General features: G+C 39.7%; 22 protein-coding genes and 2 pseudogenes. 7 read left to right on the forward strand and 17 right to left on the reverse strand.

The features are described 5' to 3' along the window. Position 1: 1 nt before the first annotated feature. Positions 2-726 (forward strand): annotated as a pseudogene (gene istB / locus WH37_RS30975) (IS21-like element helper ATPase IstB). 81 nt (positions 727-807) lie between these two features. Here the strand turns inward: istB and WH37_RS37600 are convergent. From WH37_RS37600 to WH37_RS30995, 4 genes and pseudogenes are all read right to left on the reverse strand, one after another. Then, positions 808-1,488 (reverse strand): annotated as a pseudogene (locus WH37_RS37600) (response regulator transcription factor); the annotation flags it as partial. 578 nt (positions 1,489-2,066) lie between these two features. Continuing rightward, positions 2,067-4,553, reverse strand: a complete 2,487-nt coding sequence (locus WH37_RS30985; RefSeq protein WP_046234524.1) for an FAD-dependent oxidoreductase — start codon at positions 4,551-4,553, stop codon at positions 2,067-2,069. Next, positions 4,550-4,864, reverse strand: coding sequence for an ArsR/SmtB family transcription factor (locus tag WH37_RS30990; protein WP_082111093.1), 315 nt, complete (start codon positions 4,862-4,864; stop codon positions 4,550-4,552). Before WH37_RS30990 ends, WH37_RS30985 begins: the two co-directional genes overlap by 4 nt. A 245-nt stretch (positions 4,865-5,109) precedes the next feature. Then, a complete protein-coding gene (locus WH37_RS30995) occupies positions 5,110-5,550 on the reverse strand; it encodes an Lrp/AsnC family transcriptional regulator (protein WP_046234526.1) in 441 nt (146 codons plus the stop codon). 121 nt (positions 5,551-5,671) lie between these two features. Here WH37_RS30995 and WH37_RS31000 point away from each other — a divergent pair, with 121 nt between their 5' ends. After that, positions 5,672-6,217, forward strand: a complete 546-nt coding sequence (locus WH37_RS31000) for a cysteine hydrolase family protein (protein ID WP_046234527.1) — start codon at positions 5,672-5,674, stop codon at positions 6,215-6,217. Between the two features lie 282 nt (positions 6,218-6,499). On the opposite strand, the gene WH37_RS31005 is transcribed toward WH37_RS31000, so the two are convergent. The 11 genes from WH37_RS31005 to ytxJ form a co-directional block, all read right to left on the reverse strand. Continuing rightward, positions 6,500-7,930: a 6-phospho-beta-glucosidase gene (locus WH37_RS31005; protein ID WP_046234528.1), complete on the reverse strand. Its 1,431-nt coding sequence runs from the start codon at positions 7,928-7,930 to the stop codon at positions 6,500-6,502. Between the two features lie 42 nt (positions 7,931-7,972). Beyond that, entirely contained in the window at positions 7,973-9,904 is a 1,932-nt protein-coding gene (locus tag WH37_RS31010) for a beta-glucoside-specific PTS transporter subunit IIABC (RefSeq protein WP_046234529.1), read from the reverse strand. A 107-nt stretch (positions 9,905-10,011) separates the two neighbouring features. Further along, entirely contained in the window at positions 10,012-10,854 is an 843-nt protein-coding gene (gene licT, locus WH37_RS31015; protein WP_046234530.1) for a BglG family transcription antiterminator LicT, read from the reverse strand. Between the two features lie 233 nt (positions 10,855-11,087). Next, entirely contained in the window at positions 11,088-11,486 is a 399-nt protein-coding gene (locus tag WH37_RS37605) for a rhodanese-like domain-containing protein (protein WP_046234531.1), read from the reverse strand. 101 nt (positions 11,487-11,587) lie between these two features. Next, on the reverse strand, positions 11,588-12,151 hold the full coding sequence (locus tag WH37_RS31025; RefSeq protein ID WP_052737360.1) for a TlpA family protein disulfide reductase: 564 nt from the start codon (positions 12,149-12,151) through the stop codon (positions 11,588-11,590). Between the two features lie 15 nt (positions 12,152-12,166). Continuing rightward, the gene (locus WH37_RS31030) at positions 12,167-12,871 is read right to left on the reverse strand and encodes a cytochrome c biogenesis CcdA family protein (protein WP_046234552.1); all 705 of its coding nucleotides are present in this window, start codon (positions 12,869-12,871) and stop codon (positions 12,167-12,169) included. 51 nt (positions 12,872-12,922) lie between these two features. After that, a complete protein-coding gene (locus tag WH37_RS31035; protein WP_046234532.1) occupies positions 12,923-13,603 on the reverse strand; it encodes a hypothetical protein in 681 nt (226 codons plus the stop codon). Between the two features lie 142 nt (positions 13,604-13,745). Next, the gene (locus WH37_RS31040; RefSeq protein WP_046234533.1) at positions 13,746-14,087 is read right to left on the reverse strand and encodes a thioredoxin family protein; all 342 of its coding nucleotides are present in this window, start codon (positions 14,085-14,087) and stop codon (positions 13,746-13,748) included. Positions 14,088-14,127: 40 nt separating this feature from the next. Next, the gene (locus WH37_RS31045; protein WP_046234534.1) at positions 14,128-14,619 is read right to left on the reverse strand and encodes an OsmC family protein; all 492 of its coding nucleotides are present in this window, start codon (positions 14,617-14,619) and stop codon (positions 14,128-14,130) included. A 58-nt stretch (positions 14,620-14,677) separates the two neighbouring features. After that, positions 14,678-15,142 carry a DinB family protein gene (locus WH37_RS31050; RefSeq protein WP_046234535.1) on the reverse strand — a complete coding sequence of 155 codons (465 nt, stop codon included), beginning with the start codon at positions 15,140-15,142 and terminating at the stop codon, positions 14,678-14,680. A 41-nt stretch (positions 15,143-15,183) separates the two neighbouring features. Further along, entirely contained in the window at positions 15,184-15,522 is a 339-nt protein-coding gene (gene ytxJ / locus WH37_RS31055) for a bacillithiol system redox-active protein YtxJ (protein ID WP_046234536.1), read from the reverse strand. A 226-nt stretch (positions 15,523-15,748) separates the two neighbouring features. Between ytxJ and WH37_RS31060 the strand changes: the two genes are divergently transcribed. Both WH37_RS31060 and WH37_RS31065 read left to right on the forward strand, forming a co-directional pair. After that, positions 15,749-16,423 carry a GntR family transcriptional regulator gene (locus tag WH37_RS31060; RefSeq protein WP_046234537.1) on the forward strand — a complete coding sequence of 225 codons (675 nt, stop codon included), beginning with the start codon at positions 15,749-15,751 and terminating at the stop codon, positions 16,421-16,423. A gap of 66 nt (positions 16,424-16,489) precedes the next feature. Beyond that, on the forward strand, positions 16,490-16,882 hold the full coding sequence (locus tag WH37_RS31065; protein ID WP_052737362.1) for a substrate-binding domain-containing protein: 393 nt from the start codon (positions 16,490-16,492) through the stop codon (positions 16,880-16,882). A gap of 541 nt (positions 16,883-17,423) precedes the next feature. Here WH37_RS31065 and WH37_RS31070 read toward each other — a convergent pair. After that, complete coding sequence (locus tag WH37_RS31070) at positions 17,424-18,614, reverse strand: MFS transporter (RefSeq protein WP_046234538.1); 1,191 nt, start codon at positions 18,612-18,614, stop codon at positions 17,424-17,426. A gap of 206 nt (positions 18,615-18,820) precedes the next feature. Between WH37_RS31070 and WH37_RS31075 the strand changes: the two genes are divergently transcribed. Both WH37_RS31075 and WH37_RS31080 read left to right on the forward strand, forming a co-directional pair. Next, positions 18,821-19,240 (forward strand): Lrp/AsnC family transcriptional regulator, encoded by a 420-nt coding sequence (locus WH37_RS31075; RefSeq protein WP_046234539.1) that lies wholly within the window; start codon positions 18,821-18,823, stop codon positions 19,238-19,240. Between the two features lie 440 nt (positions 19,241-19,680). After that, positions 19,681-20,079, forward strand: a complete 399-nt coding sequence (locus WH37_RS31080; RefSeq protein WP_046234540.1) for a winged helix-turn-helix transcriptional regulator — start codon at positions 19,681-19,683, stop codon at positions 20,077-20,079. A gap of 170 nt (positions 20,080-20,249) precedes the next feature. Here the strand turns inward: WH37_RS31080 and WH37_RS31085 are convergent, their stop codons facing one another. Continuing rightward, a complete protein-coding gene (locus tag WH37_RS31085) occupies positions 20,250-21,272 on the reverse strand; it encodes an LLM class flavin-dependent oxidoreductase (protein WP_046234541.1) in 1,023 nt (340 codons plus the stop codon). A 389-nt stretch (positions 21,273-21,661) separates the two neighbouring features. On the opposite strand from WH37_RS31085, the gene WH37_RS31090 reads away from it, so the two are divergent. After that, positions 21,662-22,420, forward strand: a complete 759-nt coding sequence (locus WH37_RS31090) for an MBL fold metallo-hydrolase (protein WP_046234542.1) — start codon at positions 21,662-21,664, stop codon at positions 22,418-22,420. The last annotated feature ends 121 nt before the right edge of the window (positions 22,421-22,541 follow it).

The raw sequence follows: 22,541 nt of genomic DNA on the forward strand, positions 1-22,541 counted from the left end.
AATGGGAACCGATCTGACGGAATTGTGTCGACAGCTCAGACTGGCCCATGTGGTGGAATACGTCGCACAGCAGCAGGACGAACAGATGAACGAACTCGTAGAACGGTTGCTTGTGGCCGAGAAGGAAGGACGGCGCAGGGCCAAACTGGGAAGCTCGTGCAGCAGGCGGGGTTTCCTCACTTGAAGACATTCGATGGGTATGTGGATGACCATATTACGTTTCCTAGTGGGCATACGCTGGATGTGCTACGGGAGATGACTTGGCTGACGCGCAGGGAGAATTTGCTACTCATGGGTGCGGTGGGGACAGGCAAAACCCACATGGCTACAGCACTCGGAGTGGAAGCCTGCAGGCGAGGTCATGCCGTACAATTTTACCGTGCCTCGGATCTGGTGGCGGTCCTGCAAGAAAAATTCGCGGTTGGCACGCTCAGCCGCTTTCGAGAGAAGCTGAAGAAGGTAGATCTGCTCATTCTGGACGAGGTCGGTTATGTACCGTTTAGCCAGACGGGTTCGGAGCTGTTGTTTAACGTGATTGCCGATTGCTATGAACAGCAAAGCGTGATCGTAACCTCCAATCTGGAATTCGGCCAATGGACCTCGATTTTTGGGGACACCAAGCTTACGTCGGCCCTTGTCGATCGTCTGGTGCACCATGCCCATATTCTCTCCTTCACCGGTGAGAGCTTTCGTCTCAAGCAAGCGATGGAACGTATTCCGCAGTAAGGTTTTAGCTGGCAAGTGCACTTGGCACTTTTCGCAGCAAAACTCTGCATTTTTCACTTGCAAAAAACACCATAAAGTCTGAATGAACTCGTTTCCTTTTGAGTATTGGGCAAATAGCTTTTCGCGCAAACGTTTAATGTGAGTATCGACAGTACGTTGATCATAAATTTCCTTATGAGACGACTTCCATACTTCCATGAGCAATTCTTCTCGGGAAAACGCTTTTTCCTGGTGCGTGACGAGAAAAAAGAGTAAATCGTACACCTTCGGCGTCAGATGCACTTCGTTATGTTGAACCAGAATAGGCCGGGCGGATGGTTGGATCAGAATCTCGTCGATAAGGACCTCGTTGCTAGATGTGCTTTTAAAGTCATGCAAGCTGAATCCTTGTGTGCGAGCCACAATGCTTTGGATACGCAGCACAACTTCCCTAGGGCTGAACGGTTTGGAAACATAATCGTCGGCGCCTGCCTTGAAACCTTCGCTTCGATCTTTTTCTTCGGAATACTCAGACAAAATGATGCTCGGAATTTCATGATAGTTGTGCTTCATATATTTGCAGATCTCAATTCCACTCATATTGGGCAACGATAAATCAAGCAACATCAGGTCGTAGTTTCCATTGTTTAAATAACATTTCTGAATGGCTTGCCCTCCACTGAAGGCTTCGTCCACAATGAAACCCTCTTTCTCCAAATATCTTCTCATCAGCACTTGAATTCTAGTTTCGTGGTCTACCAGTAAAATTTTTTTTGTGAATATTGGTCACGTGCTTCCCCTCCATTGCATGAACAGCAGAACTTGATGTCACAGGTTTACAGAAAATCATAACTGCAGCTTCCCATTAACTAAATGGCTCTGTAGGGCTATCCGAAACATGTAATATCGTTCAAATGTAAACAAATCATGTACGTACCCTCATAACCGGTTTACAACAGTGCTAAATATCTAAATGAAAGAGTAATTTAGGATCTGGTACAAAACTGTACGCATCTATCAATGAGTACTTTCTATAGCCAAACTTGATTATTGTGTAAGGTAATCGTTTTTCAATTGTGATTCTTAAATTCTTGTTCATCTTCCAGTACGTATTGCCTATGACTTCCTTCATGAACCGCATATGGATAGTTGTTCTCGTGTATTGATTGTTTTTATTGATCAAAAAAAGGCCGAAAAGCGGCTTTCTGTGGATAACAGAAACCGTTTTTCGGCCTTTTTAAAGTAATACAGATAATACGATTGATTAGAGCATATCTTTACTCGTACCATCTAACTTTTCTAGTCAAGTGTCACTTGATTTTCTTTGTCTGTTAATAACGTTTTTAAAGTAGGAATTGACTTTAAATAAATAGGTTATGATTCGCTTGGGATGCTTGTCCAAGATAGTAACCGACACCACCAATTGTAACTTGGTCTATTAATTCTTCACGCTGAATGCCCATTAAATCCATGGACATTTGGCAGGCTACCAACTCAGCCCCTTGCGCAATGGCGGACTCTATCAATTCTTCCAAAGAAGGAACATTATTATTTTTCATCAGGCCACGAATAATCTTTGGACCAACACCAAGCATATTCATTTTGGACATGCCAAGCTTCTTGCTGCCACGCGGCAGCATCATATCAAACATCCGGCCGATCATTGTTTTGGATACAGGCTGTATCTGTTGCTTACGAATAACGTTCAATCCCCAAAATGTAAAAAACATGGTTACTTTGCGTCCGCTGGCAGCTGCTCCATTCGCAATGATAAGAGAGGCAATCGCTTTATCTAGATCGCCGCTGAAGACAACCATCGTGCTAGCGGGATCATGATTAGGTGAATCCAAAACGGTTTGTGCTGAATTCTTGGCTATCACAGCCTCAATAGTACCGCCTTTGGACCGTTCCAAGTGTAAGAGCCTGGAACCAGACATGGTTGCCCATGCTTTCACGTCTTCATAGAATCCCGGATCGGAAGCTTTTACCCTCAATGTCTCTCCGTTTGATAGTTGATCCATCTTTTGCTTAACTTGTATCAGTGGACCGGGACAACTTAAACCGGATAAGTTCAATTCATGATTGGTATGTCGTGGCTGTTCAGAAGTTGGATGGATCGGCTCCGTTTCCTGTACTTCAATCATTGGCTTGTTATTATTCTGACCGCCATGATTATCTTGATTTGCAGAAGAAAATGGGGCGGGCTTAAACTGGGCTTGACGGTATGTTTTGTAGCCTCCACTCAAGTTTTTCACGCTGAAGCCATGCTGACGCAAAATTTGTGAAGCAGTATATCCACGCAGACCAACTTGGCAGTATACCCAGATGTCTTTTGAGTTATCTAATTCATTTAACCGCTGACGAAGTTCATCCACTGAAATATTGATTGAACCCGGAATATTCCCATTGCGGTGCTCCAGCTCACTGCGTACATCCAACAGTATTGACTGCTCCGGCTGACGTTCGGACAACTGATTATAGGTGAACGTTTCAACACGACCGGTCATAATGTTCTCTGCTGCATAGCCAGCCATATTAACCGGATCTTTTGCAGAAGAATAAGGTGGTGCGTAACTCAGTTCAAGCTCCGTCAAATCTCGGATGTGACCTCCAAAATGAATGGCTACAGCAATATCATCAATCCGTTTATCCACTCCGTCATACCCGACTGCTTGTGCACCTAAAACTTTACCTTCCGGAGTAAACAGCAGTTTAAGAGTAATCGCGCTGGAACCCGGATAATACGATGCATGAGAGGCAGGATGTACGATTACAGTTCGATATTCCACGCCGAGACGCTTTAGTGTTTTCTCATTACTTCCTGTAGTAGCTCCTGTCATTCCAAATACTTTAATAATGGATGTCCCTTGTGTTCCTTTATAGGTGGAACTTAGTCCGGCAATTCGATCAGCAACAATTCTTCCTTGTTTATTGGCAGGTCCGGCAAGTGGAATAGCTGTCTTTGTACCATGAATGGTTTCAGTTACTTCGATGGCATCACCAACAGCATAGATATGTGGTACACTGCTTTCCAGAGCTTCATTAACAATGATATGTCCACGTGTGCCCAGGGAAACGCCGCTACTTTTCAGAAAAGATGTATCCGGGGTTACCCCTATCGCAAGAATAACCAGGTCTGCTGTCAGAACATGACCATCAGCAAGCTCTACTCCAATGCCCTGCTCAAGGGAATGAAATCCCTGAACACGCTGGGAGAACAGCAGGTTTACACCATTCTGCTCCATTTCCTGGGCCAATGCTGCTGCCAGTTCAGCATCAAACGGGGTAAGTAGCTGTCCATTTCCCTCAATTAACGTTACATTCAATCCGGCTTCCTTTAAATTCTCTGCCATTTCAACACCAATAAATCCACCGCCTATGACAATTGATGATTCATTGTTAGATGAACTTATTTGTTCTTTGATACGATCAATATCAGGAATGCTACGTACGGTGTAAATCAATGGATTGTCCTTACCAGGTAAATCGGGAACAATTGGTTTTGCACCTGGTGACAAAATTAACTCGTCATAGCTTTCTTCATATTGACCGCGCTCTTGGTTTTGAACCTGAACCGTACGCTTGTGCGGATCAATAGCAATGACCTCGCTTCTTGTACGCACATCAATACGAAAGCGATCTGCCATACCTTTAGGGGTTTGTACCAGCAGACGCTCTCGATCATCAATCGAACCACCAATATAATAAGGTAAGCCGCAATTGGCAAACGATATATAGGGTCCTTTCTCAAAGATAATAATTTCGGCATGTTCATCCAGACGGCGCAGACGTGCAGCCGCAGATGCACCCCCTGCTACACCGCCAACAATCAGTATTTTTTTACTCATGATTCACAGTCTTCCTTTCCAAACAAAGTAGTTATAATCTGTTCAACCCGTTGATCGGCAAGCACATAATTCACTTCAAGACCATTCCGCTCTGTAGCGACAATACCGGCACTGCGAAGCTTCTGCAAGTGCTGAGATACAGTTGATTGGGGTAGATCCAGACATTCCTGCATATATGAAACATTACATTTCTTTTTTTGCATCAGTCCACGCACAATGCATAAACGAATTGGGTGAGATAAAGCTTTCAGCAGATTAGCGGGTTCGTCGAACTGTTTTAGATTATTGGTATCAAAAGCGGGAGTGTTCAAAAGCATTCCTCCTAAATCATTATAACGCAATATTAAGATATAACGATTTATATGTCAATCTACTTTCTTATATTCAAACTCATCACGCAATTCTTCATTAAAATACACACCAAACCAATAATAGCGTAAACTGTCGTTCCTCTACCTAAAAGAATATAGTTCTATCTGAGAAAAAGGCATAAAACATATTTTACGAGGAATTATACCTTTTTAGTTGTTACTTATAGAAAATTAAACTCGTTTAGTCATGTAGCAGTTATAGAATTCTGGTTTTTTATTTCTTGTATAGATAGATGTAAAGTGTAATTCCCATACTCAAGAATTTTGTCCAGAAAAAGATTCAATTGCTCTTGAGAGTTAGCTTTAATTTTTAAATGGTAACAGCCTTCTCCCGATACTCGGTGAACCTCTAATACCTCTCTTCGGACATTCATTAATCTTATAAACGAATGATGGTTGGCAGTTTTCATATAGAAAATGACAAAGGCTGTAAAAGTAAGTCCTATTTTCATTTCATCAACTATTACAGAATAAGCTTTAATAACACCACTTTCCTCAAGTTTTTTTATACGATTTCCTACTGCTTGTCCAGTCATATGAATCTGTTTACCTAATTCTTTCCATTGAATACGTGCATTTTCAGATATTAACCGAAGGATCTGAAAATCAATATTATCAAGTTCCATAATGTATTCCTTTCACCACGAATTTTTTTGGGATAAAAGTGTTTCGTTAACTTATCGAATAAAATTACAATTCGATTTATAATCATAGTGTAACAAAATATTCTATACGAGGTGGAGAATAATGAGCACAGCTCTAATTATTGTAGATATTCAAAATGACTATTTCCCAAATGGGAAGATGGAGTTAAGCAATCCTGAAAAAGCAGCCTCTAATGCTGCAAAAGTGCTTGATTGGTTCAGACAAAACCACAAGGATAATATTTTCCATGTTCAGCATATCGCAAGTGACCCAGCGTTAGGTTTCTTTCTTCCAGATTCAGAAGGAGCAGAAATACATGAGGCTGTTCTACCATTAGAAAATGAAAGTATTATTAAAAAACATTTCCCTAACAGCTTTTTAAAGACCGAATTACAAAGCAAACTTAAAGAGAAAGAAATAACCAAAGTAGTGGTTGTAGGTATGATGACACATATGTGCATTGATGCAACAGTTAGAGCTGCAGTGGATCTCGGCTATGAAACAACACTTATTGAAGATGCATGTGCAACGAGAGAACTATCCTATCAAAATAAGGTCGTACCAGCTGAACAGGTCCATTATGCATTTGTCGGCGCACTTAATGGCATGTATCGCGCTGTAAAGTCAACTGAAGATTTCCTACAATAAGAAATTAACACGATTTGCAAAACACGAATAATTCAAATTAAAGTTGAAGGTGAAAAGCTTCGCAACCAGTTGTACTAATTCGTATTTATTGCAAAATAATATAAGTTGAAAACTTAAGGTCACTTTCCACTTTGTCAAGAAAAGTGGAAAGTGACCTTCTTCATTTCGGACCTTAACCGTTCAGCCGTTGTTTAAAGTCTCTAAACTAGTTCGTCAGGATAATAAAACGAAGCTGTCACGGGTACAACTGCCCCATGACTGCTGAAAATCAAAATTAATGAATTAGAAATCCAGATTCTGACCATTTGACTCAATAACCTTCTTGTACCATTCGAATGATTTTTTCTTGGAGCGTTTTAATGTTCCTTGACCATGGTCGTCCCGGTCAACATAAATGAAGCCATATCTTTTTTTCATTTCGCCCGTACTTGCGCTCACAATATCAATCGGTCCCCAGACAGTATACCCAAGCAATTCAACGCCATCGTAGTCTACAGCATCTCTCATCGCTTGAATATGCTCACTTAGATAAGCAATTCGATAGTCATCTTCAACATACCCTTTCTCATCCGCAATATCTGCAGCACCAAGACCATTTTCTACGATAAATAAAGGCTTTTGATATCGATCATAAATATTGTTCATCGTAATCCGCAACCCTAGTGGATCAATTTGCCAGCCCCAATCACTAGCTTTCAAGTAGGGGTTAGGCAAGCTTGGGAATAAATTGCCTCCAATCGTATCCGTTTGTGTAGGATCTGCGCTAACCACACTGGAAGAATAGTACGAGAATCCGATAAAATCAACGGTGTGTTGTTTTAGTAATTCCTGGTCCCCCTTTTCGAATGGGAGAACTACATTTTTGCGCTCAAGATCTTTGAGTGTATACGCAGGATACTCACCTCTCACCTGGACGTCAATGAAGAAGTAGCTTTGGTTTTCAACCTGCTTCGCTTTCCATATATCCTGAGGGTGGCATGTTCTAGGATACGGAGCATTGGCAGCAAGCATACAACCCACCATATTTTCCGGATCAACTTCATGGGCAATTTTGGTAGCCAACGCACTGGCTACCAGTTCATGATGACTGGCTGTAAACTTTACAGCTTCCGCATCTTCGTGTTCTTCAATGAACAGCCCGGCTGCTAAAAATGGAGCTTCTAGGACCATGTTAATTTCATTGAAAGTAATCCAATATTTAACCAAGCCTTTGTAACGGTTAAATATCACCGTACACAGTCTTTCATAGAAAAGAACCATCTTTCTGTTCCGCCATGAACCATACTCCTTGACCAAATGCATTGGAACATCAAAGTGAGTAATGGTGACGAGCGGTTCAATATTATACTTTTGACACTCTTTGAACAAGTCTTCGTAGAATTGAAGCCCAGCCTCATTAGGCTCTGTCTCATCCCCCTTGGGGAAAATACGGCTCCAAGCAATCGACAAGCGATATACTTTGAAACCCATTTCGGCAAACAAGGAAATATCTCCCTTAAAATGGTGATACATATCGATTGCTTCTTTGGCGGGATAGTAATTATTCTCGTCAAAGTCAAACATTTTAGTTTTCCCCATAAGAACACTTTCTCGCACGTCGCCAGTCGGGCTCAAATCAACGTTTGCTAGCCCTCTGCCGTCCGCATTGTAAGCTCCCTCTGATTGGTTAGCCGAGGTTGCTCCTCCCCATAAGAACCCATCTTTAAATCCCAAATTTATCGTCTCCCTCTATTTATAAATTATATAGTTATTCTCTTACAACAAGCCTGTCAGCAGCACATCGCCTGCGTTCACTTTATTTTCTTTGGTCTCGACGATTTCCAGATAATTCTCCGTGTTTGTAACAATCATTGGCGTTTCTAAGGAATATCCTTCTTTCTCGATCTCGGCAATGTTAAATTCGACCAGTTTCTGCCCTTGATGCACAATGTCCCCTTCTTGCACGAAACTTTCAAAATGCTTTCCTTTCAATCGAACGGTGTTAAAACCGATGTGAATCAATACTTCCATTCCTTCATCCGAAATTATTCCAACGGCATGTTTGGTCGGGAAGAGCGTAACGATCTTTCCGGCAAAGGGGGCAAACAGTTCGCCTGTAGAAGGACGAATTCCAATCCCTCGACCTAACAGTTCTTGCGAGAAAGCCTCATCCTGGACGTCTTTAATCGGAATGATCTCCCCGTTCATCGGACTGAGCATCGTATGTTTTTTTCCAGTCTTAGACACTGATTTAGGTGGATCTACAGACAATGTAGCAGAATCAGCTTCCTTCTTATCATCCTTGAACATGACGAGTGTTAATGCAAACGAGACAACCATGGCAAACACTACACCAATGATGGCAATCATAATATTAAACGTGCCTGGTTCATTAGGGTCGAACATAGTCAAAAACTCAAATACACCAAATCCACCGAAAGTAAACTCTCTAAGGTTGTACAGTCCATAAAATCCGCCGGCAACGCCCGAAACGATACAGCTCATAATAAACAGCTTCTTGCGCGGCAGGATAATACCGTAAACGACCGGTTCAGTGATGCCAAACAATGCAGAAATGGCCGAAGGGAAGCCTAGAGCCTTAAGCTTTTTATCCTTGGTTTTCACGATAATTGCAAGCACAATGGCCAACTGGGCAAATGATGTTGCAAAGACGGAAGCCATGATGGTGTCGTAACCCATGCTCGTAATGTTGTTAATATATAAAGGGATGAGTCCCCAATGCAGTCCGAACACGACAAGTACTTGCCAGGAGAGCCCCAAAAGGAATCCTGCAAATAATGGACTTGCGTCTCGTGCCACTAGTATGCCTTGAGCAATCAATTCAGACGCATAACTCGCAACAGGTCCGATCAATAAGAAGCCCAAGGATAAGGAAATCAGCACCGTGACCATCGGTACCATGAAAAATTTAATCGCACTCGGAACAATCTTATCCAGCGTACGTTGAACTTTAGAAGCAAAGTAAACAACGATGATGATTGGGAGAACAGTGGATGTGTAGTTCATGCTGATCAATGGAACGCCGAACACATCCAGATAAACTGGAGAACTGAAGGCAGATCCGCTGAATAGCGTGTAAAGTGGCTCTCTGGATCCTGCCAAGGCATCCAACTGAATAGCGGGGTAACACATAGCTAATCCAATGAGTATACCGATAAAGGGTTGTACTTTAAACTTGTTAGCAGATGTATATCCCAAAAATACAGGGAGGAACATAAACAAAGCATCCCCCATGGCATTAATGATCATATATGCCCCGCTATCCGTTGTATAAAGATTTAGTGTGCTGAACAACGTATTGAAGCCTTTCAGCATCCCCGCAGCTAATAGAATGCCGAGAATAGGTTGAAACAAGTTTGATATTACATCAACAAAAGCGTCCAGCGGCTTTTTCTTTTTAACAACTTTTTCGGTTGAAAAACTCGTATTGTCTGGATTCAGTTTAACCAGTGAGCTGACCTCCGAATAAACTTCAGAAACATGATTTCCAATAACGACTTGATATTGCCCGCCTGAACGTAAGACTGTTACTATCCCGTCCAGCTTTTTCATAACTTCATCATCGGGTATGGAATCGTCCTTCAGATGAAATCTTAACCTTGTAACGCAATGAGTGAGTTCACCAATGTTATCTGATCCCCCTACTTGACTCACAATCTCTTCCGCTAACTGTTGATATTTCCCCATTATGTTCTCCTCCATATTCTAGCTGAAACAGCGTAGTGAAGGGTTTGGCCAACTTAATGTCACCATCCTGGCTTGCTCTTAAACCCTCACCTCCTTTCATAGTTACCTTATGATCTTGTCTTATACACCACGCGTTGAATATGGACCGTCAAATACAGCTTTTCTTCACTCGTAAGACTGTAATTGTAGTTATTTTTGATGTAGGTTTCGATTTTTCCTACGCAACGATAGGCATTCTGATGTTTTCCTTTTATCACATCCAGGAGATCCTGATCGCTTTCATTCTCATGCAAATTTCCACTAATTAATCTTTGAGCAAAAAATTTCAGATGCGTAATAAATCGATAGAATGCTACGGACTGCTCATCGAATTCAATTTGAAAATAATACCTGACAATATCGCTAATTTCCTGAATGATTTTAGTCACTCTGTAGATATCCTGACTTTCTTGGCGGTTCTCCGCATTAACTATGTGCAAAGCAAGAAAACCAGCCTCGTCTTCCGGAAACTGAATATCAAAAGACTCCTTAATGAATTGAAGCGCCTTCAAACCAACCTTAAATTCATCTGCATAAAACCGTTTAATATCCCAAAGTAAAGCATTTTTGAGGGAAATCCCGTCTTTAAAACGGTTTACGGTTGAGAAAATATGGTCGCTTAGCGAAATATATACACTATCATTCAGTTTTTTTCCTAACGTTATTTTTGCAAAATTTATAATTCTATCCGCAACATCGAAGTAATCTAAAGGGATTTCCGTCAGAAGTTCCTGAAATTTGATAAATGCCTCCTTGGTAGAGAGTGAGTAAATTTTATCAATGCTTTGCTCGTCAAGAGCATCGCCTATTCTCTTTTGGTAAGCAATTCCTTTGCCCATCACAATGACTTCCTGACCCAATTTATCTTGTGTAACCGCCACATTATTGTTAAGGATCTTAAGAATAATCATCTCATTTCCCCCTTAATACAAATAAAAAGACCCACCCGCACATCTCGAAATAAACGCTAAATATAGCGCAAATTCACGATGTGCAAGCAGGTCTAGCTTGTAATTAAACAATCACTATCCTTAACTCGCATTCTCATTATAGCCGCGGCCGAAAGATTTAGCAATAACCGTTTTAATTTTTTCAACTGCTTGTTTTTGCTTTGAATCTGATGCGCAGCCATTAATGAAACGCTTCATTGCATACATGGATACGGAGATGCCACTTTTCCCTTATTAATTGAAAGATAACAACCTCTAACGGCATACAACTGCCGAAAACCCCGACGTGCCAGAATTCTGGCGGCTTTTTTTCGCTGCATCCAACTGCGGGAAGAGATGAATACTTCATCATGCGGCTCAATATGTTTGCTCCACAATACAGGCAGTCTGCCAACGGAGATATTTATTGTACCCGGAATATGACCATTCCAATACTCGCTCGCGTCCCTAACATCCAGGATTTTCACCTTTCCCCAACGTTCATGAGTGAGGTCCAAGTCTTCGATGTTAATATAAGTAAGTGAACGCAGAGGCCATAGTTGAGTCAATTCCCATATACATGCCAGCCCCAATAAGATATAAATCAATGTCATCGTAATATTCCTTTCTCAACAAAATTGCAAGTCCTGAAACTTGCTTGAACTTCCTCTCAAGCTACGTGACAAGGCTAGACATCCTTCTTACCAAGAGCGTTTTAATTCATGGAATCCATTGATGTTTTCATCGTGTCGTACGTAATTGCACCTTGAAATTTTTGGCGGATAACCCCACTCGTATCAATCATATAGGTGGTCGGGTACGAGCGAATCGCAAATAAATCAGCTACCCGTGCCTTCTCATCTTTCAAAATAGGGAAGGTCACATTATATTTTCGAAGGAATGTTAACACATCCTCTATCGAATCTTCCGTATAACTCAAATTGATCCCTATGACGACAACATTTTGATCTTTATACTCTTCATGAAATTTCTCGATATGTGGCATTTCGGCACGACACGGCGGGCACCAAGTGGCCCAGAAATTCAGCAAAACCCGTTTCCCCTTTAATTCTGTCAGCGACATTTCTTCGTTATCCAGGGATGACAGTTTAAAATTTGGTGCAATTTCTCCCTCATGAATGCCTATTTTTATGCCGCTGATAACGTCCTCATTTTCTTGAAACTTCAATTCATTTTGTTCGCGCAAATGATCGTAGACGCCCCATACAACCAAGCCTACCAGAAAAACGCCAACGAGCATATTACGAATATTTTTCACGAGCTTAGCCCTCCATTAGAAACTGAAAAACGAGTACTTGGCAAGCATTGCACTTAATCGTTGGAAACTCCCGGTATACAGCATAACGCCCAAAGCCACCATGATGGCTCCGTTGAATACGCTCAGCACAGGAAGGACGCGATTAATGAGCTTAACGATCGATAGCGAAAATGTAACTAACAGCGAAATAAGCAAAAAAGGAATACCCAAACCTAATGAATAAACCGCTAAGAGACCGATCCCTTGATATAGGGATTCGGAAGAACCAGCCAAGATTAATATAGAGGATAATGTGAGTCCTACACAGGGCGTCCAACCTGCACCAAAGGCCAGTCCGAGAAAGAAGGAACCGAACCAGCCACCATATTTCTTTTCGTTTTGCAATGGCTTGGAATTCATCAAGAACTTGAGTTTCAGCAAACCCATCATCTGCAATCCGAATACGATAATTAAAATCCCGCCGAACTTCTCGATTAATTCTCTGCGCATAGAAATGAAATTCCCGATGACGCTGGCGGAAGCTCCCATCAATATAAAAATAATTCCAAATCCAAGGATAAAACCAATCGATCGGAGGAATAACTGTTTCCGATTCGCCGCAATCCTTCCTGCTTCAACCATTGTGTTCGATATATGCGATACATAAGCAGGTACAAGCGGGAAGACACAAGGGGAAAAAACCGAAAGCGCACCTGCTGTAAATGCTACTAAAAGCGTCACTTGTTCCAACTCGTCACTCCTTCACGGATCAGATTCCCCCATGGATAAAAATCAATCGTGCTCGGTTCGCCTCTCTAGCATGATTTTAGTCAAAAAAGAGATACATGCTGCACTAAGAAAAAACAGCTGTTCAGCGGCAATCCCGTAAACAGCAATTTCATTGTTTCCGTCCACGAAGGCGATCACTGTCCTGCCAACGCTGTACCATAAGACGGTTACTATTAATCCTAGAAAAGACAACATTCGTATGTTGCTGAATTTGAATTGAACGATGACCATAACCAAGCCCAGTAAGCCTAACGCTAAAGATCGAACTCCTCCTTGGAGAAGAATAAAATATAACAGGCCATACAAGGTAGATGAAGCTAGGTAGAACGTCAGCAGGAGGTCAGGGAACATAAAGAAAGCAAGTTTCTTTCTCCACGTATGAATCATCAACACGATGCAACCAAACAAGGCAACAATCCAGAGGCCATTTGTTCCTCCATTTAAGTAGATCAGGGACATCGGATCGTGAATGACTAGCTGAAAGTCCAAAATCAGCGGGCTGAATTTCCAAATAAAGAGACCTGCAATGAAAATATTTGTCATGAGATGATTAATCGAAGTTCCTTCAACGTTTCGCATTACATATAGACGCCATTTTAAGACAAAATAACCTGCAAGTACGGAAGTACTACCGATCAACATTTCCAGGCTAATATTGAAAGGAACAATTGTAATAGACTCCAAGGCGTATCTCCTATTCGAGTGCACAGCCGGCACAAGTAATCAAAGGGAAATGAATCAAGCTGGCTCCAAATCTGATTGGTGCCAGCTTGATTCAGTGTGACTTTTGCCCGGTGTTGTTCCCAAGAGTTCAGATTCATTGGGTTTACATGGACTGGGTGTACAATTCATATATCTGATCCAGTTTACGATTTAGTTCGTTAAAGCGAACAAATCGATCTACTCTGACATATTCCTTCTGTTCTATTATCAGCAACATGATCGGAGCTGTGAAAATCATATATTTCTCCGCTATGCTCTCTACATCTTGAATGTCGATACGCCCCAATTGAATAACGGGATATTCTTCCAATAGTGTTCTGATCTTAGGGAGCAATGCATGACAAACGCTACAATCCGTTTGAGATACATATAAAAAACTTAATTCATGTTCATCAACAAACCGTTCCACCATCTCCAGCGAAGTTAATTCCATCATTTCTTTCATGTCTGTATCCTCACTGACGATCCTGCAATATGAATGAACGTCAATCCCAGTTTAGTTGGTTTTCCTCAATGTATTGGCTTACTAAATCTGTATCAGATTCAATCTCTACTTTGCCTTCGACTTCAATCAGAACGCCTGCTTTTTTGAGTAGATTTCCTACTTCACACGCCTGCTCCGCGCTAATCATGATTTTGCGGACAGACTGAAGATGCTCTTCAGTGGAATTCGCGGATAATATAACCTGAGGAAGATGGACGATTCGTAATCCTTCTTCTTTGGAATTTACAGCCTCTGTGTTCATCACTATTCCAGTAACTGACAGTTTTTTCTGTTCCAACATATACACGAGTGTCATGATGTAACAAGTAGTGGCAGAGGAAACCAACAATTCTTTAGGATTGGCTCCTTCCCCACTCCCTCCCGAAGACTCGGGAATCGCGATATTCGTTTTAAGGTAATCTGCCTTCAGTCTGCCGCTACCTTTAGTGTCTTTATACCATACAGTGTTCAAATTAGATTTCATATCGGCCATGTTGATCCGCTCCTTTTATTAGAATATTTATGAAATATTCATTTCCAGTCATTCTTCCTTAGACGATGCGCTTTAAGGCATGGATGAATCCCGTATGCATCGCTTCGTGAAACAGGGCTAAATGGCACACTTCCCCCATGCTATTCAATTGGAGAAAAGGTCCTAATTTCAATGGTTCGGGCAAGGTTTCTCCACAACGAATCTCCACGTGTTGTTTGATGCGTACAGCCTGATCATGCAACTGCGCAAGCAATGTCGCCAACAGAATGGATTCCCCTGTCCAGTCAGACGGTTTGGTGCCGGGAGCGAACAAGTTGTTATAATCCTTAGGTAGGCCGGAAGTTTGGCGATCGTTGAAAATAAACATTTCAGCTACTGTAAGAATGTGTCCGACATTCCAACGTATTGTGTTACTGAATCCGGCTGGTTGATTGTCAGCGCTGGTTTCGGATACCGATTCCAGTACGTTGTATAAATTTCCGCGAGTGATCTCTAACTGTTTGGCAAATTGTGAATAATCCATTGTATACCATCCTTCATTTTAGGTTTATAAAGTTGCAGTTATTAGTTTAAAACAGCGGCTATGTGTTCTTTTGTAATCGACCAATGAGACGCAGTCCAAAATTTCTCTTTGTTCTTAACATAGATAATTTGAGGAGATTCATGTTTAACATCAAGATCCTGAGCAATTTGATTAGACACATGTCTCGATTCAATGACCTTAACAAGATAAAAATTAATGTCGGCATTGTGGCTCTCTTTGAGGTATTGTTCGCATTCCGTTCGTGCATTCGCACTCACCGGGCATGTAGTGCTATGCTTGAGTATTACCTTTCCACCTTGAGTCGACTGTTCCAATACTTCTTTCCATTGGTCCAGTGTCGACATCTCTTTCCAGTTCAACAAAATCACTCCTTTGTACAATAATTAGATTTTTAATGAATTGTTACATAGTTAATTAGTTAACTAGACCAATGATATTTGATTGGTTTTTATTTGTCAAGATGACCTGTTCTCATATAAAACCATTATTCTTATTGTGTTACGCCCTTCATTGATTTTTGTGAACGATTGTTTTAATATTAAGCTTATCTAGAATACTAGTTAACCCAGAAAGTTGGATGGTTATATGGAACATTCTCGTTTGCCTTTTAAAACAGATCCCCAATCCCCACTGCCTATTAATGTGCAAATCAAAGAGCAAATTAAATGGTTGATCAGTAAAGACTTTCTGAAAGCGGATGATGCTTTGCCTTCAACGAATGAATTGGCGGAGCAGCTCTCTATTAATAGAAACACTATTCAGTGGATTTATTCACAGCTCAAAGAAGAAGGGCTGCTGATCATGCAAAAAGGAAGAGGAACTCGAATAGCCACTGAAGATCGGATTAAGGAATTCAAGCAGCAAAATCCTTATTTTTCATTCGTGGAGAAGACCGTAAAAGACGCATTTGAACAAGGTTTCAATATAGAAAATGTCATGTTGTCAGGATTTGCATATACACAATTATTTGGAGCCAAACACGAGAAAAGAAAACGTTATCTTTTCATTGAATGCAAAACTATGGCATGCCGCTTTTATTTGGACGAAATCCAGCGTCGTTCTTCCGCAGATATCCAAACCATTGATATCTCATCACCAGACGAAGAACTTTTTCAAGCTATACAAAAAGCTGATGTGGTAGTGACCGTAAACGAAATGACGGAAGTTGTAAAAAAGAAAGCTGGATCTTCAGAATTAAAAATGATATCGGTAAGCTCTTCCCAAGATGTGACTCTGTTATTCGACATGTTGTTGCAATAAGCGCACACGTATACGATTAGGCTTAGTGTATATCCAATATCTAACGGACTTAACACAAAAGAGCGCATGAGAGCATACGCTGACTTCGTTGTCGAATATAAATTGACGGTGGAATTTCCGAATTTTCAGGATAAGATTTATGTACGAGACGGAGAAGAACTTGCAAGATGGTGGATTGCACAAACAAACAGACCCGATACTATTTTCTGCGCTAATGATGAGGCGGCAGCCGGATTTATTACTGAAATAAGGAGGGCCAAATTTTCGGTTCTAGGGGACATTGCGATCATCGGATTTGATAACACCGAGGTGGCGAATTTACTGGATTTTACAACTATTCACTATCCTGTTGATCAGCAGGCAGAGAATGCATTTTTAATTCTACAGAACATGCTTCATTCAACTGACAAAACGTTGATTCCTCTGGAATATACTTTGATTGAAAGGCATACAACGTAGGCAATTTGGAGAATTTCAAAGAGAATCAATTAGCCACTCGGTCAAGACTGTTCGGCACTCCACATGGTTCAGTTTATTTTGCTTTACGCATCACTCATCTCCGGTATTTACCTATATTAAGTTGTAAGTACTTCTCATTCCTTTTTCAATAGATAAGAAAAGTCATCTCTTTTCTTTTAGTTGAGCAGTTAGATTTCTGTTAGTTAAATTGGGACAAACCTTTCGGTATTACTCCTTGGAATCGAAAGCACTCGATAGCTGAGACAGGAGACGGATCTTTACCCACTACATTCTCAATAGTCAAACTTGATTCAAAAGAGACTAAACGACCGTCCCCAGTAGAGTAAGAAGAAACGGTCGCAGCTGAAGTTCATGTTTATGTCCTGTCTACTTGACAGGAGCAGGACCGCAGTTAGATCGTCTTATTGTATAACTATCTCAATATCTGACCTATTAATTATTATGCACATCCAGTCAAGATTACCAAATGTCTTTTGATTCATGTGTGGATCGTTAGTCGCAAGCATGTAGCCACCTGTTATCATTCTGTTGTAGACATTTGTTTTCGAATTGCACCTTCTTTTCTACCATATAAGTAATAATAAAAAACAAAAGTTGATAAAACAATTAATCCAAGTACTGCATACAAACCATTATATCCTGTATATGGAATTATCGCACCAATAACAGATGGCCCAAATCCGTTCCCTAAATCTATGAATATAAAGAAAGTGGCAGTTGCTAAACCAATTCGGTGAGGTTCGGCTAGACTGATAGATACAGCTTGAGATATAGAAGAAATATTACCAAAACCTAGAGCGACCAATGCTGCTGCCAATAACAAAGTAACGCCACTAGTAACCGAGCTTAAAAGGAGCAAACCTGCCCCGAAAATAACAAAAGCTGGATACATGATTATGTTTGCTCCTTTTTTGTCCACTATCCGGCCTGTAAATGGCCTCGATATTAGGACAAAAACTGTATACACCATAAAGAAAAAGCTTGCTGCTTTTACTAATTTTAATTCCAAAGCATAGACGTTTAAATACGAAATTATACCAGAGAAACAAAAACTCATCAAAAATGCGATAATTGCAATTGGTAACACTTTCAGTTCTATAAAGTCAGAAAGTTTTAGTCCCTTTCCTTTTTTTGTTTCAGTGTTCTTAGCTACAGGAATATTCATGAAAATTGCAATTATAAAATTAATAATTCCGAGCAAGAGACAGAAATAAAATATCATATTAAAATTTGCATTCTGACTCATATACATTCCAATAAATGGACCTATACCGGTAGCCAAAGCGGTACTAATTGCAAAATAACTAATTCCTTCACCTTTTCGAGATGCAGGAAGCGTGAGTATTACAACTGTACCTACAACAGTTTGTGCCATCCCGACTGTGATCCCATTTACAAATCGACTTAAAATGAGAAAAGAAATATTGTAATGAATGAAGTAAAGTAATGTTGTTAAAATAAAAAAAAGCAATCCAGTAATCAAGATTTTTTTTGATTTTACAAGTCGTCCTGTTAATAACCGACCTATTAATGATCCGATAATGAAAACACCTGCAATAATACCTGCTTGGCTGGAGGTTGCATTAAATTCATTAATGGCATAAAGGGTAATTGTCGCGTTTAATAAAAAGAAAATTAATGTTATAAAGAAATTAACGGCTGAAAGAAAAATAAACTCTTTCGTCCATAGTTTAGGATTTAACTGGTTCATGATTATTCTCCTTGTATATTTAGTTGAGTATTTAACCGACTTGATATGCATCATCAATATTTTTCATCATTCTAAAGAAGCTTTTATAAATTCACATATTTGCGCGTGGTTTATTGTTCAAAATCAGACTATACTTGTTGTGTTGGGGATAAAATAAAATCAAGCAAAGATATCTGATAATTACTTGATTAAAGAAAGGAATAAAAATGTTAGATAATACTGATCGTCGAATATTAGATGAATTATCCAATAACAGTCGAGTTACTATGAAAGAACTTGGCACAAAAATTCATATGACTGGACAAGCTACTGCGTCCAGAGTAGCAAAATTAGAAGACAATGGAGTTATTGAGGGATATACCATTAAAGTGAATCAAGCTAAATTAAGCTGCTATATACACGCTTTTATTACAATATTCACAAAAGAAACAAACCATCAATTTTATCTCTCTTTTATAAAGACACAAATGAACTATATAATAAATAACTATAGGATTAGTGGAGAGGGATGTTATATTTTGGAGTGCAGGTTTCCATCGAATGATTATCTAAATGATTTTCTAGTCGACTTAAATAAACATGCCAATTACAAACTTTCAACTGTTATTAATAAACTGGATATTTGAAAGTGTGCTTACTAATAGAAATTTTAGATTTTATCAACTTATAAGTTTACTCTCCTAACTACATTTTATAATAATGATGAAAATGTATTAACTTCTCTGTTCTATAAAATGCCCAATGATACACTACTTCATATGAAAAAATGTATTTGTTTTTCTATACTCCCCTTGTGTTTTATATAAATAGAATGCCCTCACAAATTTCGTTAGAGGCTTCAGTGAGTTTGAAAGAATCTGTAGCGTTACTATTTTTTTATGTAATTATTCTAGCACTTACATCGGATAAAAATCTCTTCATTAATATCGATTTTCATACTTTCTGCTTGATTTATGAAAGTTTATAATTGGATTTCAGTAGTTCACATCGCTTTCGATGGAAGTTAAAAATTTGCCGCATAAGTAAGGACAGTCGCGACATACAGTATCCTCTAAGGAGTGGTAATATGAAAAATGAAATTGAAGCATTCGAAGGCCAATGTCCGGTCGAAGCAAGCGTTAATCTTATTGGAGGGAAGTGGAAAATACTGGTTCTCTATCATTTAATCTCACATAAAGTCAAACGCTTTAATGAGCTTCAAAGAGCACTACCGAATATTACTCACCGAACATTGACCCGCCAGTTGCGCGAGCTTGAAGAAGACAATTTAATTAGCCGCAGAGTGTATCCCGAAGTCCCACCAAAAGTCGAATATATGTTGACAGAGTTGGGTGAGAGTCTAGTACCCATTTTGATCGAATTGCAGAACTGGGGAACTGACTATTTAAGAAAAACGGTGAATCAAACTGAAAAGCCAGCGGAGAATAAAGAAAGTTTTCTGAGCTCGGTGGAATTAACACAGTAATATATTGGGGATTAAAGCGTTATCAGTTAATTTATACAATAACCTTCAGTTTAAACACTTGAACAGCTTTCAGTGATTAGATATTAAGTTACATGATGATTCCAGGAAGAAGCAGGTCTTAATGAATCCTGCTTCTTCCTGGAATTATTGTTATTTCACAGATGACTGAATTAACTTTCTTCATGTAGCTTCTGATCAAATAACTCATCCACAACGCGTTTTAAAATTTCATAAGAATGAATTTCCTTTTTGGATTCGTAAATATTTGATATTACAATGATTTCATCTACCTGATAAGTCTGCTGAAATTCAATTAAATCACGCCGAAGAGTGTCTGCATCACCTAGGAGTGTATACCCTAGTCGATGATAGATAATTTCCAGCTCAGCTTGAGATAAAGATTGAAGGAAGTTTTCAGTCGGCGGAACAAGCTGGCTTAAATTATTTGTATAAATATCGATACATACTTGCAAATGACTCGCAGAAATTAGTGTCGCCTCTTCCATTGAATCAGCTGCGATCACACAAATACAAGCCATCACATATGGTTCCTGCAGATGATCAGACGGTTGGAAGTTTTCTCGGTAAATAGCCAGCGCCTCGCTCATTTCGTGAGGTGAGAATTGTGCACCAAATACATAAGGTAAACCAAGATTTGCAGCGATTTTAGCTGAACCTGTCGAGGAGCCTAATACAAAAATTGGCACATTCGTTCCCATACCTGGATAAGCACGAACCTCCCCTTGAACGCTCTCATTTCCTACATATCGCAAGATTTCTTTTACTTCTCGTTCAAAGAAAAATACGCCATGATGGTTTGACCGTCGAATCACCTCAGCAGTCTTTTGATCCGTGCCAGGTGCACGCCCTAATGCTAAATCTACTCGATTTGGGTGCAGCGTTTCAAGTGTTCCGAACTGCTCAGCTACAACTAGAGGTGAATGGTTGGGTAACATAATACCACCTGAACCTACACGAATATCCTCAGTGTTTGATAATATGTGTTGTACAATTGAAACGACGGCTGCACTTGCGTAAGCATCGTGATTATGGTGTTCTGCAAACCAAATCCGTTTATAACCCATTTTATCTACAGCTTTAGCTAAAGATACTGCGGAATCAATCCCTTCTTTCATTGTTTCTCCTTGTCTTAATGGAGCAACTGATAAAACAGATATATCAAATTTTTTCATGATTACACCTCAAAAAATCTAGTTTTATACAAACTTAGAAAAAGATAATATTTCAGATTGAATGTATAATCTCTCTCGATTGTATGCCAAATAAATGTATACTTTCTCAATCAATTGTTACATAGAGAAAATAAAGTAATTTCGCGCTTTTACTTTATAGTTGAAAGTTTTATATAAAAATAGAATTTGCATAGTGAACGAAATACACTGACTTACGGTCAAACTTACTGCATTACGAACTATACTTCTAAATGTCCTTTTACTAAAATACTTACTACTTTCTTAAATAAACTAAAACATCGAAAACACTTGAATTAATTTATGTATTAGTCTGAATTGAGTATGTACACTATAAAAGAATCATTTAGAAAAGGAGCTACAACAAAAAAATGAAGATACAACAGATTCGAAATGCAACAATCGTGATTGAATATGCTGGATATAAATTTTTAGTTGATCCATTCTTAGCAGAAAAAGGAACATATCCTCCATTTTCTTATTCAATAAGAGAAGATCGCAATCCATTGGTAGATCTTCCTGTATCTATTGAAAGCCTGTTGAGTAATCTAGACGCGGTTATCCTTACTCACCTTCATTTAGACCACTACGATGATGTAGCTAAGAAAATCATACCTAAAGACATTAAAATGTTCGTTCAAAATCAAGAAGATGCTGATATTGTTCAAAAAGATAGTTTTACTAATGTCGAGGTACTTCAGGAAGACACGGCATTCAATGGTATCCAGTTGGTTAAGACTACAGGCGAACATGGAAGAGGAGAACTCTTGAAAATGACTGGATTAGTTTGCGGAGTTGTTTTTAAGCATTCCAGTGAGAAAACCTTGTACGTAGCTGGCGATACAGTATGGTATGAAGCTATTCATGAAGTAATAACTACGTACAAACCGGATGTCATTGTTGTTAACGGCGGGGACAATCAAATCCTTCAAATGGGCTCGCTGGTTATGGAGAAAGATGATATTTATGAAGTCTACAAAGTGGCCCCTAACGTTAAAATTATTTCTGTGCATATGGAAGCTGTAAACCACTGGGGACTGTCCAGAGAAGAATTGAAAAATTTTGTAGATGAAAAAGGTATTTCAGATAACGTGTTTGTACCTGAAGACGGAGACTCGTACACCATTTAAAAGGTTCGGTAGCTATGGAAAAGCTCGTTCGGCGATCTGCGCCACACAAGGGTACCTTGACTCCACTTGGGCTCACCAAGCAGCTTAAGCCCGTTGTCGGTTGCCGAAATGTAAGCAAGAA

The organism is Paenibacillus algorifonticola (assembly GCF_000971975.1).
Taxonomy (GTDB): Bacteria; Bacillota; Bacilli; order Paenibacillales; family Paenibacillaceae; genus Pristimantibacillus; species Pristimantibacillus algorifonticola.

Excerpts from the sequence above, each read along its gene's own strand:
- WH37_RS31080 (WP_046234540.1), top strand. The coding sequence starts at position 19,681 with ATGAAAAATGAAATTGAAGCATTCGAAGGCCAATGTCCGGTCGAAGCA.
- WH37_RS31085 (WP_046234541.1), bottom strand. The coding sequence starts at position 21,272 with ATGAAAAAATTTGATATATCTGTTTTATCAGTTGCTCCATTAAGACAA.
- WH37_RS30985 (WP_046234524.1), bottom strand. The coding sequence starts at position 4,553 with ATGAGTAAAAAAATACTGATTGTTGGCGGTGTAGCAGGGGGTGCATCT.
- WH37_RS31075 (WP_046234539.1), top strand. The coding sequence starts at position 18,821 with ATGTTAGATAATACTGATCGTCGAATATTAGATGAATTATCCAATAAC.
- WH37_RS31010 (WP_046234529.1), bottom strand. The coding sequence starts at position 9,904 with ATGGGGAAATATCAACAGTTAGCGGAAGAGATTGTGAGTCAAGTAGGG.
- WH37_RS31045 (WP_046234534.1), bottom strand. The coding sequence starts at position 14,619 with ATGGCCGATATGAAATCTAATTTGAACACTGTATGGTATAAAGACACT.
- WH37_RS31050 (WP_046234535.1), bottom strand. The coding sequence starts at position 15,142 with ATGGATTATTCACAATTTGCCAAACAGTTAGAGATCACTCGCGGAAAT.
- WH37_RS31090 (WP_046234542.1), top strand. The coding sequence starts at position 21,662 with ATGAAGATACAACAGATTCGAAATGCAACAATCGTGATTGAATATGCT.
- WH37_RS31065 (WP_052737362.1), top strand. The coding sequence starts at position 16,490 with ATGAGAGCATACGCTGACTTCGTTGTCGAATATAAATTGACGGTGGAA.
- WH37_RS31000 (WP_046234527.1), top strand. The coding sequence starts at position 5,672 with ATGAGCACAGCTCTAATTATTGTAGATATTCAAAATGACTATTTCCCA.
- WH37_RS30995 (WP_046234526.1), bottom strand. The coding sequence starts at position 5,550 with ATGGAACTTGATAATATTGATTTTCAGATCCTTCGGTTAATATCTGAA.
- WH37_RS31070 (WP_046234538.1), bottom strand. The coding sequence starts at position 18,614 with ATGAACCAGTTAAATCCTAAACTATGGACGAAAGAGTTTATTTTTCTT.
- WH37_RS31060 (WP_046234537.1), top strand. The coding sequence starts at position 15,749 with ATGGAACATTCTCGTTTGCCTTTTAAAACAGATCCCCAATCCCCACTG.
- licT (WP_046234530.1), bottom strand. The coding sequence starts at position 10,854 with ATGATTATTCTTAAGATCCTTAACAATAATGTGGCGGTTACACAAGAT.
- WH37_RS31040 (WP_046234533.1), bottom strand. The coding sequence starts at position 14,087 with ATGAAAGAAATGATGGAATTAACTTCGCTGGAGATGGTGGAACGGTTT.
- WH37_RS37605 (WP_046234531.1), bottom strand. The coding sequence starts at position 11,486 with ATGACATTGATTTATATCTTATTGGGGCTGGCATGTATATGGGAATTG.